Source organism: Chitinophaga sp. Ak27 (assembly GCF_012726295.1).
Taxonomy (GTDB): Bacteria; Bacteroidota; Bacteroidia; order Chitinophagales; family Chitinophagaceae; genus Chitinophaga.
This window is the reverse complement of the sequence record NZ_JABAOB010000008.1, coordinates 326717-341279: the sequence shown is the minus strand read 5'-3', so window position 1 is coordinate 341279 and position 14563 is coordinate 326717. Positions and strand designations below refer to the sequence as shown.

Annotated in this window: 8 protein-coding genes; 4 read left to right on the top strand and 4 right to left on the bottom strand. The window is 47.6% G+C overall.

Features of this window, described 5'->3' with window-relative positions:
• Positions 1-11: 11 nt before the first annotated feature.
• Positions 12-1034, bottom strand: a complete 1023-nt coding sequence (locus HGH90_RS25335; RefSeq protein WP_168766505.1) for a family 43 glycosylhydrolase — start codon at positions 1032-1034, stop codon at positions 12-14.
• A gap of 180 nt (positions 1035-1214) precedes the next feature.
• Between HGH90_RS25335 and HGH90_RS25330 the strand changes: the two genes are divergently transcribed.
• The 3 genes from HGH90_RS25330 to HGH90_RS25320 all read left to right on the top strand — a co-directional run bounded on the left by HGH90_RS25330 (position 1215) and on the right by HGH90_RS25320 (position 7569).
• Entirely contained in the window at positions 1215-4382 is a 3168-nt protein-coding gene (locus HGH90_RS25330) for a two-component regulator propeller domain-containing protein (protein ID WP_169192146.1), read from the top strand.
• The gene (locus HGH90_RS25325; RefSeq protein WP_168766503.1) at positions 4364-5143 is read left to right on the top strand and encodes a response regulator; all 780 of its coding nucleotides are present in this window, start codon (positions 4364-4366) and stop codon (positions 5141-5143) included. The genes HGH90_RS25330 and HGH90_RS25325 overlap by 19 nt, the downstream gene beginning before the upstream one ends.
• A 173-nt stretch (positions 5144-5316) precedes the next feature.
• A complete protein-coding gene (locus tag HGH90_RS25320) occupies positions 5317-7569 on the top strand; it encodes a cation:proton antiporter (RefSeq protein WP_169192145.1) in 2253 nt (750 codons plus the stop codon).
• 75 nt (positions 7570-7644) lie between these two features.
• Here the strand turns inward: HGH90_RS25320 and acnA are convergent, their stop codons facing one another.
• Positions 7645-10371, bottom strand: a complete 2727-nt coding sequence (gene acnA, locus HGH90_RS25315; protein WP_168766501.1) for an aconitate hydratase AcnA — start codon at positions 10369-10371, stop codon at positions 7645-7647.
• 222 nt (positions 10372-10593) lie between these two features.
• Here acnA and HGH90_RS25310 point away from each other — a divergent pair, with 222 nt between their 5' ends.
• Complete coding sequence (locus HGH90_RS25310) at positions 10594-11430, top strand: class I SAM-dependent methyltransferase (protein WP_168766500.1); 837 nt, start codon at positions 10594-10596, stop codon at positions 11428-11430.
• A gap of 91 nt (positions 11431-11521) precedes the next feature.
• Here the strand turns inward: HGH90_RS25310 and HGH90_RS25305 are convergent, their stop codons facing one another.
• Positions 11522-12538: an MBL fold metallo-hydrolase gene (locus HGH90_RS25305; RefSeq protein WP_168766499.1), complete on the bottom strand. Its 1017-nt coding sequence runs from the start codon at positions 12536-12538 to the stop codon at positions 11522-11524.
• A 125-nt stretch (positions 12539-12663) separates the two neighbouring features.
• Positions 12664-14463 carry a chloride channel protein gene (locus HGH90_RS25300; protein WP_168766498.1) on the bottom strand — a complete coding sequence of 600 codons (1800 nt, stop codon included), beginning with the start codon at positions 14461-14463 and terminating at the stop codon, positions 12664-12666.
• Positions 14464-14563: the final 100 nt, after the last annotated feature.

Below are 14563 nucleotides of genomic sequence, written 5' to 3'. Positions count from 1 at the left end.
TTATAGTGATTTTATTCTCCGGAAGGTCTTTTTAGTGGTGTATTTATTTTCACGGGTTCCCCAAAATCAGGGCGTCCATCCGGGCGCCAGCTAATCTGTTGGATACGCGGATTCCGGGCACCTCCGCAGCCTTGTCCTGCTTTTGAATTGGCATGATAAATAATCCAGTCTTCACGCCCGTCCACTGATTTAAAAAAGCCGTTGTGCCCTGGCGCGAAAGCGCCATTTTCCGGTTTGCTTTTCAGCACAGGTTCAGCCGATTTGGTCCAGTTGCCGGGTTGTAAAGGATCTGCATTTTTTTTCAGGGTCATGATACCCAACGTATAATTTTCTGTCCAGCACCCACAGGCAGAAAATACCAGGAATACATCTCCCCGGTTATTCCTTAATATTTCCGGGCCTTCATTTACCCCGTTCTGCTCCCAGGCATACTTGGGAGCCGCTATTTCCACCCGGGGCGATACCAGGGTCCAGGGGTTGGACATGCGGGCAATATAGAGGCGCTGTACATTGTCTTTACCGTTATGCCCGCTCCAGATAAAATAACGCTGGCGTTGATATGTAAACACTGTTCCATCTATCGCAAAATAATCGGCGGCAGTATCTTTTATTTGTCCCCGGTCTGTCCAGGTACCGGTGGTAGGATCTTCCGCCGTATTCTCCAATACAAAAGTGTGCTGGGGATGAATACTGTCTGAAGATCCCGCGGTATAATACAAATACCATTTGTTGTCGAGCCGGTGCAGTTCCGGCGCCCATACATCCCGCACATTCGGTCCTTTACGGGGCGGCGTCCATACTACCATTTCCGGCGCCCTGCCCAGTTCAGACATCCGCGCGGTTTTACGGATTACCAGGTTATGCCCGGTGGTATGCAGGTAATAATAATACCCCTTATGTTGTATCACCCAGGGATCAGGACCACTCCCCAACAGCGGGTTGGTGAATACTCCTGCGGTATCAGCTGTGGATGCCCTGCAAACACCGGCGAGCAATAATAAACATAGCAGGGAAAGTAGCTGGCAGACTTTCATAACATGGATTTAGCGACGCATTATTTAAGTGTAAAAATCACGCTTAAAGACTTCCTCAAAGAAAGCATTTCCCTGGTTTTTCCGGGCGTCTGTTTATCTCATTTTTTATCACTTTTGTATCATTTTAGCTTTTAACGGAAAAAACTATAGTTTTAAGCCTCACCAGTTACTTAAATATACATGCCTAAAGGCTATCGCTATATCTTTTTTCTACTACTGCTGGCGGCCACCAAAACATACGGACAGGCCGAAAGCTTTGTGCATTACCAGGTGGAAAACGGTCTGTCACACAATGCCGTGATCTGTACATTGCAAGATAAGCAAGGCTTTATGTGGTTTGGCACTATGTACGGGCTCAACCGCTTCGATGGCTATACTTTCCGCGTATTCCAGCGCTCTGAAAAGCCCGGGGGGCTAGGCGCCAACTTCATCCTCAGCCTTTTTGAAGATGATAACGGTCTGTTGTATGTAGGCTCCGACCGGGGCGTATTTGTGTATAATCCCCGTACCGAACAATTCCGGGAACTGGATAAAAAAACAAATGGCGATATACATGCCATCACAAAAGACAAACAGGGGAATATATGGATTACCTCCTCCGGGCGCCTTTTCCGCTATTGGTCAGCCACCGATAGTTTATACACCATACCAACGCCACTTAATATTTCTTCTATCTGCATTAACAGCGATGACCAATTATGGGTAAGCAGTATCGATGGTAAAGTAGCCGTGTATGAGCCGGTTAAAAAAAGCTTCAACACCTTCGATGTATTTGCCCACTCCCCAGCGGTAAACAGCAACTGGATTTCTAAGATTGCCGCCATCGGCAAAGATTCGCTGTGGATCTGTACCACTACCCAGGGCGTTAAACTATTTGACACCCGCACACATAGTTACCAGGACTTCTTCATTATTTCTCCCGAAAAAACTGAAATATATGCGAGAGACATTATTTGCCGCCAGCCTGGTGAGTACTGGGTAGCTACCGAATCTGGTATTTATGTTTACCATCTCCCTGGCAATAAAGTAGTGAACCTGCGAAAGCGGTACAATGATCCTTACTCCGTATCGGACAATGCCGTATATAGTTTGTGTAAAGACAAAGAGGGCGGCATATGGGCGGGGACTTATTTTGGCGGAGTTAACTACTTCCCATACCAATACACCTCCTTCGAAAAATTTTTTCCCAAAACCGGCGAGGCTTCGCTGGGTGGAAACGCCGTCAGGGAAATTCACAATGATCGATACGGCCATCTATGGATAGGTACAGAAGATGGAGGGCTCAACAAATTTACACCGGCTACCGGCCACTTTGTAAATATTAAACCCGTGCCGCCCCCCGCTGTGGGCTTGTCACATACCAATATCCACGGGTTACTGGTTACCGGCGACTCCCTCTGGATAGGTACTTTCGAACATGGACTGGACATTATGGATATCCGCAACGGAAAATTCATCAGGCATTATGCTGCTGGTCCCGGCCCCCACCAGTTGCACAGCAACTTCATTCATTCTATGTTACAAACCCGCGATGGACAAATACTCATTGCCACTACGCGCGGGTTATACCAGTATAACCGTCGGCGTGACGATATAGAGCCTGTGCCCGAAGTACCCGATTATATGTTTTATGTATCCATCTTTGAAGACCATACCGGCACTATCTGGCTGGGCACGGTGAGAGATGGACTATATTATTACAACCGGCATACCGGTAAAAAAGGCCTCTACCTTCATGATCCGGCTAATAGCCGGAGTTTGAGCAACAACCGCGTAAACCGGATTTTTGAAGATAGCCAACGGCGGTTATGGCTGGCTACAGACGATGGCCTCGATCTTTTCCATCCCGAAAGCGGGCAGTTTACCACGTACTCCACCCATCATGGATTTTTAAGTAACATGATTTTTAGTATGCTGGAAGATAAGAGCGGGCATCTGTGGGTAACCACTTCAAAAGGGCTGGCTTGCTTTTCTCCTAAAACCGCAAGCGCGGTGGTATTTACACAAGCCAACGGGTTATTGAATGATCAGTTCAACTACAATTCTGCCTACCAGGATAGTAGCGGCAATATGTACTTTGGCAGTGTAAAAGGCATGATCCGTTTTAATCCCGATCACTTCCTGCGCAACAACTTCCAGCCACCGGTATATATTACCGGCTTCCAGGTGTATAACAAAGAAGCACAGGTAGGCGATGTATTAAAAAAATCGATTGCCTACACCGATACTATTATATTATCGCACGACCAGTCGTCGTTCAGCATCGACTTTGCGGCGCTCAGCTATACCTCTCCTGAAATGACAGCCTATGCTTATAAGATGGAGGGACTGGATAAAGACTGGACCTTGCTGGCTACCAACCGGAAAGCCTATTTTACACGATTGGCGCCGGGCAATTACCATTTCATGGTAAAAGCGGCCAACAGCAGCGGTAACTGGAGCGTATCCCCTCGGACATTGTTTATAAAAATACGGCCCCCTTTCTGGGCCAGTTATTGGGCTTATGCCGCCTACCTGTTGTTATTGGGCGCTATTGTATATGCCATCATTTCCTGGTACCATCAACGCGCGTTGCAAAAGCAAAAGCGGCAAATGGAGCTGCTGGAACATGAAAAAGAGAAGGAAATATACCAGGCAAAAATAGAGTTCTTCACCCACCTGGCTCATGAAATACGTACGCCGCTCACCCTCATTAAAGGGCCTATGGAAAAGGTGATCCGTAAATCAGAAGAGGTACCGCCGATCCAGAAAAACCTGCGGATCATGGAGCGGAATACTGACCGGCTGCTGGACCTCACCAACCAGTTGCTGGATTTTCGTAAAACAGAGATCAATGGTTTTAGTCTCAATTTCGTACATACCGATATTTCAGAGCTATTGAAAGAAAACCATTTGCGTTTTACGCCGGCGGCGGAGCAAAAGAATATCCGTTTTAAAATAGAATTATCATCGCTCCATTTCTTTGCGTATGTAGATGTAGAAGCATTGCATAAAATACTGGGCAACCTGTTGAACAACGCCATCAAATATGCCGCTACCCGCGCATCCATACATCTGTTGCCAGTAAACCTTACAGATACTACCTTTACCATATTGGTAAAAAATGATGGGTATATTATCCCTCCGGAGATGAGAGAAAAAATATTTGAGCCGTTTTTCCGGGCTAAGGCGACGGAGGCGCAATCCGGCACCGGGCTTGGGTTGTCGTTGTCGAAGTCGCTCACAATGCTGCATAAAGGCAGCCTCGAACTATTGCCTACGGCAGCGGGGCTCAACATTTTTTCCCTTACCTTACCTATTCACCAGGAGATAGAATTTAATTTGAGCACATGGAAAACAAACCGCTGATATTACTGGTTGATGATAATGAAGAAATTCTGTCCTTCATTGCCGATGACCTGGAAGATAAATATAAAATAGCGACGGCGCTGAATGGCGCCGCTGCCTTGGAACTACTACAGGAACAACCGGTACAGCTGGTGATCAGCGATGTAATGATGCCGGTAATGGATGGTTTTGAATTGTGCCGCATTATTAAATCACGGGTAGAATCGAGCCATATCCCTGTAATATTGCTTACCGCCCGTAACACATTGCAATCAAAGATAGAAGGGCTGGAACTGGGCGCTGATGCCTATATAGAAAAGCCTTTTTCACCGGAATTTCTACAGGCACAAATAGCCAGTTTGCTGAGCAACCGGCATAAAATAAAAGCCTATTATGCCAGCACGCCGCTGGTACACCTGAGAAGCATGGCGTATAACAACGCCGACGAACAATTCCTTGAGAAGCTGAATGACCAGATTAACCAACATCTCACCGACAGCCACCTCGATGTGGAACAACTGGCCGACCTGATGAATATGAGTCGCCCTACCTTTTACCGTAAAATAAAAGCTATTTCGGATCTCACCCCGCATGAGCTGATTAATATTGCCAGGCTCAAAAAAGCAGCGTCATTATTATCTACCGGCGCCTACAAAATCAACGAAGTGGCGGAGCTGTGCGGCTTTGCATCGCTGACAAATTTTGGCAAAAATTTTCAAAAACAATTCGGCATACTACCTTCCCGTTATGTAGCACAAATACAATCTGAAAAAGGTCAGTAGGCAAAATCTTTAGATTACCGTTTATTACTAAAACTTTGTCTTGATTCCCCGCAGGAAAAACGATATATTAGCAATCATTCAAAGATCCGGAAACTGGCATCTGACACATATGTGCGGTGATTTCTCATCGCCATAAACGTACAACAAACGAACCTTAAATCGATTTTTACTGTATGCATCCACCATCATTGATCATTGACCTGGCATTAATTTTAGGAGCGGCGGGAGTTATTACTTTATTATTCAGAAGGCTGAAACAGCCGATGGTGCTAGGGTATATTATCGCAGGATTCATCGTAGGTCCGAACTTTCATTTATTTCCTACCATCGGAGATGCAGCGGGAATAAAAACCTGGTCGGAGATTGGCGTTATTTTCCTCCTGTTTTCCCTGGGACTGGAATTCAGTTTCAAAAAGCTAATGCGGGTAGGAGGCACCGCCACCATCACCGCATTTGTAGAAATAGCCTGTATTACCGGGGCCGGGTATTTTACCGGTCAACTCATGGGCTGGGGATTTATGGACAGCCTTTTCCTGGGAGGACTGCTGGCCAGTTCTTCTACCACCATCATTATACGTGCTTTTGAAGAATTAGGTATCAAGAAAAAGTCCTTTACCAAAATCGTATTCGGCGTACTGGTGATAGAAGATATTGTGGTGATCCTTATGATGGTGTTACTATCTACTATGGCGGTAAGTCGCCAGTTTGAAGGCACCGAAATGCTTTTTACCATCGGTAAACTTATGTTTTTCCTGGCCATCTGGTTCCTGGCAGGGATCTTCCTGCTGCCTACGTTCCTGAAAAAGATGGAACGGTATATGAATGGCGAAACATTGCTGATACTCAGCATAGCACTTTGCCTCGGCATGGTGATCCTGGCTACGAAAGTGGGATTTTCAGCAGAATTGGGCGCATTTATCATGGGCTCTATTATCGCCGAAACCACATCATCCGAAAAGGTAGAACACCTGATACAGCCGGTAAAAGACCTGTTTGGCGCCATCTTTTTTGTATCGGTAGGGATGCTCATTAACCCGGAAATGATCGTGGAATACCGGTGGCCGGTGCTATGGATCACGTTATTAACATTAACCGGGAAGTTTCTGAGTACTACGCTGGGCGCCCTATTGTCTGGTCAGCCGCTGAAACAGGCGGTGCAGGTAGGAATGAGCATGGCGCAGGTAGGGGAATTTGCCTTTATCATCGCCACGCTGGGATTGAGCCTGGGCGTAACCAGCGAATTCCTGTTTCCTGTAGCGGTGGGCGTATCTGCCGTTACTACCTTTACTACACCTTATATGATCAAGTTTTCCCTGCCACTGTACAACTGGCTGGAAAAAATTGTCCCCACCCGTTGGCTCGATGCCTTGAACAGGTATAGCGCCAGCTCACAAACCTTACAGGCCGAAAGCGACTGGCGGATTGTACTGCGCAGCTATGTAAGGGTGATTGTGCTCAATAGTGTGATCATGCTGGCTATTATCCTGCTCAACACTTATTACATTGGCCCGTTTGTGTTGAAGTACCTGCATAATACTTTCTGGGCGCGACTGGTATGCGTGATCATCGGTATTGCCATGATGTCGCCTTTCATCTGGGCGCTGATGGTGCAAAAAATATCCAGTATCTCGTACAAAGCGCTGTGGCTCGACTCCAAATACAACCATGGCCCGCTGGTGGTGGTGGAAGTGGTACGTAACACCGTAGCCGTATTGCTGGTAGGCTTCCTGGTAAATCAATATTTCCCGTTCTGGCAGGCGCTCTTAGGTACCGGTATCGTACTGGCCTGCGTATTGCTGGTGCTGCGCTCCCAATTGCAGAAATATTATAACCGTATAGAAAAACGTTTCCTCGCCAACCTCAACGCCCGGGAAGATGCAGATGCTGCCGCCAAAAAAACCGCGGCCGCCGATCTCCTTCCCTGGGATGCCCAGGTATCAGAAATTGAAATCGACCCCTGGTCGGAGTTGGTAGACAAACCGTTGATAGAACTGGAACTGCGGGAAAAATATGGCATCAACGTAGGCGCCATCAAAAGAGGAAATATCACTATTTACGCCCCTACCCGTGACGAGAAACTTTATCCACATGATGTAATTACTGCTATTGGTACTGAAGCCCAGCTGGAAGAATTTAACCGGGTGGTAAATTCACTTAACATAGAAAGAAGCGATGATGTAGCCGATGAAAATATCGGTTTAACCAGCCTCGTTGTAGATGAACACAACGGTCTGAAAGGCCAAACCATCCGCAATTCCGGCATCCGGGAAAAAACAAAAGCCCTGGTAGTAGGTATTGCCCGTGGCGGTGAAAAAATTCTGAACCCTGCCTCTGAAACCGTGTTTGAGTGGGAAGACGTGGTATGGCTGGTAGGTAACCGGAAAAAAATCCTGGAGTTTTCCAGGAGTAAGGATCAGAAAGCCTAAGGCGGAAGGCAGAAGGCAGAAGGCGTAAAGCAAAAAGCTATTGAAGCGATAGCTTTTTGCTTTACGCTTTACGCTTTAAGCTTTTTGCAAAAATGCCCTTAATACGTACTGCAGGATACCTCCATGGCGATAGTATTCGATTTCTATCGCTGAGTTCAATTTACATTTTACTTTAAATGTCACCGGGTCGCCTGATGCCGGAGTAGCCGTTACCGTTAGCTCTTCTCCCGGCGTAAGCCCATCGGAGATACCGTGGATACTGAACAACTCCGTACCTGACAATTGCAGCGTTGCAGCGTTTTCGTTCTCCAGGTATTGCAATGGCAATACCCCCATTCCTACGAGGTTGCTGCGGTGAATACGTTCATAACTTTCTGCAATCACCGCCTTTACGCCCAGCAAATTAGTCCCCTTGGCAGCCCAGTCGCGGGAAGAACCGCTACCATATTCCTTTCCGGCCAATATAATGAGCGGTATCTTATTGGCAGCGTACTGCATAGCTGCCTCATAAACCGGCAACACTGTTCCGGTAGGTATGATAGTGGTAAAGCCGCCTTCTTTGGGTGATAATTCGTTTTTAATACGCACATTGGCAAAGGTGCCCCGAATCATTACTTCATGGTTACCGCGACGGGACCCATAAGAATTAAACAACCGGGGATCAATACCCCGGTCCAACAAGTATTTACCGGCGGGCGTATCTGATTTAAATGATCCTGCAGGAGAAATGTGATCTGTAGTCACGGAATCGCCCAGCTTCAGTAATACCCTGGCGCCATCAATATCTTCCAGTGCAGCCGGTTGTGCAGACAACCCATTAAAGAAAGGCGCTTCCCGGATATAGGTAGAGTCCTGGCTCCAGTGATAGTCTTTTCCCGAAGGCGCCAGCAGTCCTCGCCATTGCTCGTCTCCATGAAAAATAACACGGTATACGTCCTCAAAATCTTCTCTTTTCACTGCGGCGGCTACGGCCTCATTAATTTCTTCCTGGGTAGGCCAGATATCCCGCAGGTATACCGGCTCGCCATTGGGATCATAGCCCAGTGGTGCCGTCAGCATATCCACATCTATTCGGCCTGCAATGGCATAAGCCACTACCAGCAAAGGCGAGGCCAGGAAGTTCATCTTCACCTGCGGATGCACCCTGGCTTCAAAATTCCGGTTGCCCGATAATACGGAGGCTACTACGAGGTTCCCCTTGTCTACCGCTTCTGCAATGTGCGGCGGCAGCGGACCACTGTTACCTATACACGAAGTACAGCCATATCCGACAATATGAAAACGCAGCGCTTCCAGTTCGGCCAGCAAACCCGAACGCTTCAGGTATTCGGTCACCACCCTCGATCCGGGCGCCAGGCTGGTTTTTACCCAGGGCTTTACATACAAGCCCCGGCTGATCGCTTTCCGCGCCACCAGGCCCGCTCCTATCATTACGCTCGGATTAGAAGTGTTGGTGCAACTGGTAATAGCAGCAATAGTGATGGCGCCGTCGCTTAATACGTATTCTTCGTTTTTCAATTTAATACGTACCGACTTTAAATAATCCAGTTCCACTGCCACCTCTTCTGTGTGCTTCTGTATTTCGTAGGTAAACGCCGTACCAGAACCTCCTTCCGACAACCAGGCGGTGTCGCGGCGTTTGCCTTCCGGCGTATACATGCGTTTAAATTCCTTGTTGAGTAACGTTTCAAACTCGTTGTGCAGATCCCGCACCAGGATGCGGTCCTGCGGGCGCTTAGGCCCTGCTACGGCCGATTGTACCAGGCCCAGATCCAGCTCCAGGATATCAGAATAGGCGATCTGCTCATTGCCATGCCGCCAGAGCATATTGTCTTTGCAGTACGATTCCACCTGCGCAATTTCCTGCTCGGAGCGATTGGTACGCCGCATATATTGCAACGTTTGTTGATCGATCGGAAAGTAGGTAACAGTACAGCCAAACTCGGGCGACATATTGGAGATGGTAGCGCGGTCGGGTACCGATAAATGATCCAGGCCATCGCCAAATACTTCCACAAACTTATCCACCACACCATATTTGCGCAGTAGCTGAGTAATGGCTAATACCATGTCGGTAGCGGTTACGCCTTCGGTCAGACGTCCGGTTAATTTTAACCCGATGACCTGGGGACAGGAAAAATAAATAGGTTGACCCAGGATAGCCGCTTCTGCCTCTATACCGCCTACTCCCCAGCCCAATACGCCGATACCATTTACCATGGGCGTATGAGAATCAGTACCTACCAGGGTATCGGGAAACAGCCAGCCATCACGGCTGATCACGCCTTTGGCCAGGTATTCGAGGTTTACCTGGTGGCAAATACCCATACCGGGGGGCACTACCGTAAAATTATCAAATGCCTGTTGCGCCCATTTCAGCAGCTGATAACGTTCTTTATTACGCTCATACTCATAGGCCACATTTTTTGTATAGGAATAATCAGTGCCGAAAAAATCTACCTGCACAGAGTGATCTACAACCAGGTCCACCGGGATAGCCGGGTTAATTTTAGCGCCGTCCTTTCCTTTGCGGATTACTTCCGCCCGGATAGAAGCAATATCTACTACGGCGGCTACGCCCGTGAAGTCCTGCATCAGTACCCGCGCGGGCTTAAAGGGAATTTCCTTATCGGTCCCTCCCGGTTCCCAATTTACCAGGGTCTCGAGATGCTCGTCGGTAATAGCGAAGTTGTCGTGGTTCCGTAATACATTTTCCAATAGGATCCTGATAGAAAAAGGCAGGCGGGAAATTTGCCGTCCTTCCTTTTCCAGTTTGCTGAGAGAAGCGATACTAGGCTGCATAGTGAGAAATTGTTTTATAGAAACAATACCGCCGGTAATTTGTTTATCAAAAAATCACCGCGAAAGGCAGAAAGCTGTTGCTCTAAAATACCGGCAACAACGGGTAACATTACACTATAAATATACCTCATTATAAATGGTTTGTAATGAGTTTATGAGAAAATACCCCTGCTATCGCGATGCATGAAGGAAGCCTAGTTTTAACTATAAATACACCTCAAAATGACCGTACAGTTAAAAGTACCCGCTACTTCCCGCCTTGTGCTGGAAGCTGCCATGCAGCTCTACACTTCGCCGCTGCAACAGCAATATATGGCTGCTATCGACTTCAGTGAAACCAGCCATATTTTTCACGAACTGCAACGCAAATTTCCGCAGATCATAGACACCGTCTGCCTGCGTAAACAAAGTATACGGGACTCGTTGAAATCGAAGCTACTGACCAATTCTAGGCCGCAAGTCGTTATCCTGGGCGCCGGGCTGGACCCGTTAGCTCTATATCTCCTCGAAAACTACCGGGAAAATATTAGCCGCATTATAGAAGTAGACAATGGGTATATAGAAGAAAAACAACACATCTGCCATCACCTCGCCCCCGTAGCGGCGCAGATACAATTTGTCAAATGCGATGTTACCGATACTGCACTGCTATGGAGCAGACTCCTGGAAAATGGCTACCAGGAAGACATTCCTACTATTATTATTTTTGAAGGTGTGATACATTACATCAGCAATGAAGCATTTATCCAGACCATGCAGTTGTTTAAAACACCTGACCACCGTAATCATGTGATGCTAGATTATTCGGTATCGGAAGAAAACCTGGTCCCCTCCTTTCTCCCCACTTACCGGGGTATCCGGGAGGCGATGGAATCTTATATTGGCAGGCCTTTTAATGTCAACAGCCGGGCAGATATGGCAGGGGTGCTGTACCAGCTCAATGCGTCGCTGGAAACATTGGAACCGTTATGTGATATTGAGAAAAGAGTGAGAGGTCATCACCATTTTTTTCATCTGCCCGGCGAAGGAATCATAGAGATGCTGAGTTTTGCCATTTGAGCAGAAGCCAGAAAACAAAAAGCTATTATGGAGAAGGCCAAACGCGGTTTTAAATATTCGCCAGCGTCATTATTCATAATAGCTTTTTGCTTTAAGCTCCTAAAAACCACGGTTCATCGGGATAAGATTCATCCACTACCACGGGCTGTCCTATTTTAGGTGTGGTGATCTTCATGCCCAGCTCAGCTGCGCTGGCAGTAACCCGTTTGGCTGATTCATTCCAGGGATGGTTGGCCAATGCAAATTTAGCCCAGTGCACGGGCAGCAAAACTTTCCCTTTCAGGTCGATAGCCGCCTGTACGGTTTCTTCCGGCTTCATATGGATAAAAGGCCAGTTATTGTTATACTGGCCGCATTCCAGTATCACCAGGTCGAATGGACCGTATTTATCGCCAATGGCACTGAAATGGGTATCATAGCCTGAATCGCCGCCTATAAATAGTTGATAGCCGTATATCTGTAATACAAAAGAACTCCACAGGCTGCCTCCCCGTTTCAGCCCCCGGCCGGAAAAATGTCGTGCAGGCGTAGATGTTAGCGTAACATCGGGCGCTATCTCGCCGCTTTCCCACCAGTCAAGTTCATGAATATTATTGTTCCTCACCAGGCAGGATTGCAGATCACGACCTACGCCCAGTGCGGTGTAGATCATTTTGGTGTGAGGCTTCAGCTGAGCCAGTGTTTTTTTATCGAGATGATCATAGTGATTATGCGTGATAATCATCAGGTCTATTTCTGGCATATCTGCCGGCGTATAGGCATCTGCGCCGGGGAAAGCTTTGATCATAAAAGACATGGGCGATGCGCTGCCGCTGAATACCGGGTCTACCAGGATATTAAAACCCTTTACATGTACCAGGTAAGAAGAATGCCCGAACCAAACGATCACGGGTTTTTCGGCGTACAGCGTTTTCAGGTTGGTTTTTACAGAAGGCAGCGGCATGGAGGGCCTCACATCTGCCGGGCGCTGAAAGGTTTCCCTTAGCATCTGGTAATAGGTAACATCGTCCGGCTTCATGGGCGTGGGCGAAAAGTTCTGAAAAGCGCCTTGCTTGAACTGCGGAGATGATTGGATCCGTTCTTTTATAGAAGTTAATTTTTGCGGCATGTCTTAAAGTTAAGAAACTTGTGATATAAGGAAGACGGATACCGGCGCCGGATATTTTAGTGTAGCATAAAAAAGACCTGCCCCGAAGGACAGGCCTGCATTCAACCTATCTTTAAGCAGGCACTTTACCGTGCCAACAATCTTTTGCCCCTGGCCATCAGGCGCAGCAGGCGGGTGTTTCCGTAAAAAGCCGAATGATACTTTGCATCAGCCCGGCGGCGTTCACCATAAGCTCTTAATACGGCATCGGCGGTAACGACACCAGTTATTTTCTTTTCTTCGTCCAGTACTACCAGCACATCCGGCCGGTAGCTATCGAATAATTCTGTTACCAGGTTAATATCGTCGGAGGCATATACATAAGGCGCAGATGCTTCCAGGTATTGATAAACCGCCGTTTGATCGGCCTTCGTCAGTGTTTCCCGGTTGAGGTAGCCTTTAAAATGCCCGGCATCATCTGTTACCGGCAGGTATTGATAATAATAGGCGTTGTTTTGCTGCAACAGCTGTTGTGCCTGTATGAGGGTCATATCGTAACGGAGCGTTGCCAATGGGCGGCTGATCACCGATGCCACGTTGATGAGCTGCATCACATCCGGAGTATACTCATCCGGTGCAGATACGCCACGCCGCCGGATTTTTTCCGTCATGATACTACCTTTCATCAGGAAGAAAGAAACGAAGTAAGCCGCTGTGCAGGCGCCGATCAATGGCAGGAGGCCATGTGGCTGCCCGGTAGTTTCGAGCGAAAAAACGATGGCGGTAAGCAAAGCGCGGGAAGCGCCGGCAAACATGGCAGCCATGCCAATGAGTGCGGCGGTGGCAATGTTGATATCACTACCGGGGAATAACTTTTGTACCACAATGCCCATTAATGCACCCAATGCACCGCCAATGGTGAATAACGGGGCGAGGGTACCACCAGATGTACCACTACCCAGTGAGATAACCCAGGAAATATACTTCAATACACAAAGCGATATCACCAGGGTTAACGGCAGGTTGCCTGTGAGCAGGCCGGTAATATTATTATATCCTACTCCCATGGTATGTGGTGCATAGTAACCTACCACACCTACGACAACAGCACCTAAAGCGGGCCACCACATCCAGTGGATGGGCAGCTTTTCAAACATATCTTCTACGAAGTATACTGATTTTGATACGTAGGCTGCTACCACACCCACGGCAGCACCCATGAGCACATAGGTCACCAGCGCAATGTCGGATACCGCAGGAATATCAGGCATCGCAAATACCGGGTGCGAGCTAAACAGCAGGATGTGCATACCGGCGCCAGTAATACAGCCAATGGCCACCGGTATTACAGAACGGGGTGAAAACTCGAACAATAACAGTTCAATCGCCAATAAAATGGCTGCCAGCGGGCTTCCGAAGATCGCGGCCATACCCGCACAGGCGCCGGCTGCCAGCAATACTTTTCTTTCAGCAGAAGAGATATGGATTACCTGGCCGGTAAAAGAGCCGATAGCTCCCCCCGTGGCAATGATAGGGCCTTCCGCACCGAAAGGACCACCCGTACCAATAGAAATAGCAGCAGATATCGGTTTCAGTAAAGTAATGACCGGCGGGATCTTGCTTTCATTCAGGATAATGTTTTCCATGGCTTCGGGAATACCATGCCCACGGATGGCCTTGCTGCCAAAACGGGCCATAATACCCACTATAACACTACCAATAACAGGTACAAGTACCACCAGCCACCCCAGCTGATTGCCGGCCGGCCCTTCCTCTCCGAATGAAAACTTTCCATAAAACGACAAATTGGTGATCAGATTGATCAACAGCACCAATCCCTTTGCCACGAAGCCTATTACCAATGCATTGATACATGCCTGTATACTGAGATAAAACACTCTACGGGACATATTTCCGGCAAACTTCTGCTCTTTTTTATGATTCATAATATATAAAATGACAACCCATTTTTAAAAAACACCACAAAAATATGATCTAAATCATATTAAATCCTATTTTTTCTAACAAAAAGGCAAAAAAACATTA

Coding starts and splice junctions, on each gene's coding strand:
- HGH90_RS25335 (WP_168766505.1), bottom strand. CDS start 1,034: ATGAAAGTCTGCCAGCTACTTTCCCTGCTATGTTTATTATTGCTCGCC.
- HGH90_RS25330 (WP_169192146.1), top strand. CDS start 1,215: ATGCCTAAAGGCTATCGCTATATCTTTTTTCTACTACTGCTGGCGGCC.
- HGH90_RS25325 (WP_168766503.1), top strand. CDS start 4,364: ATGGAAAACAAACCGCTGATATTACTGGTTGATGATAATGAAGAAATT.
- HGH90_RS25320 (WP_169192145.1), top strand. CDS start 5,317: ATGCATCCACCATCATTGATCATTGACCTGGCATTAATTTTAGGAGCG.
- acnA (WP_168766501.1), bottom strand. CDS start 10,371: ATGCAGCCTAGTATCGCTTCTCTCAGCAAACTGGAAAAGGAAGGACGG.
- HGH90_RS25310 (WP_168766500.1), top strand. CDS start 10,594: ATGACCGTACAGTTAAAAGTACCCGCTACTTCCCGCCTTGTGCTGGAA.
- HGH90_RS25305 (WP_168766499.1), bottom strand. CDS start 12,538: ATGCCGCAAAAATTAACTTCTATAAAAGAACGGATCCAATCATCTCCG.
- HGH90_RS25300 (WP_168766498.1), bottom strand. CDS start 14,463: ATGAATCATAAAAAAGAGCAGAAGTTTGCCGGAAATATGTCCCGTAGA.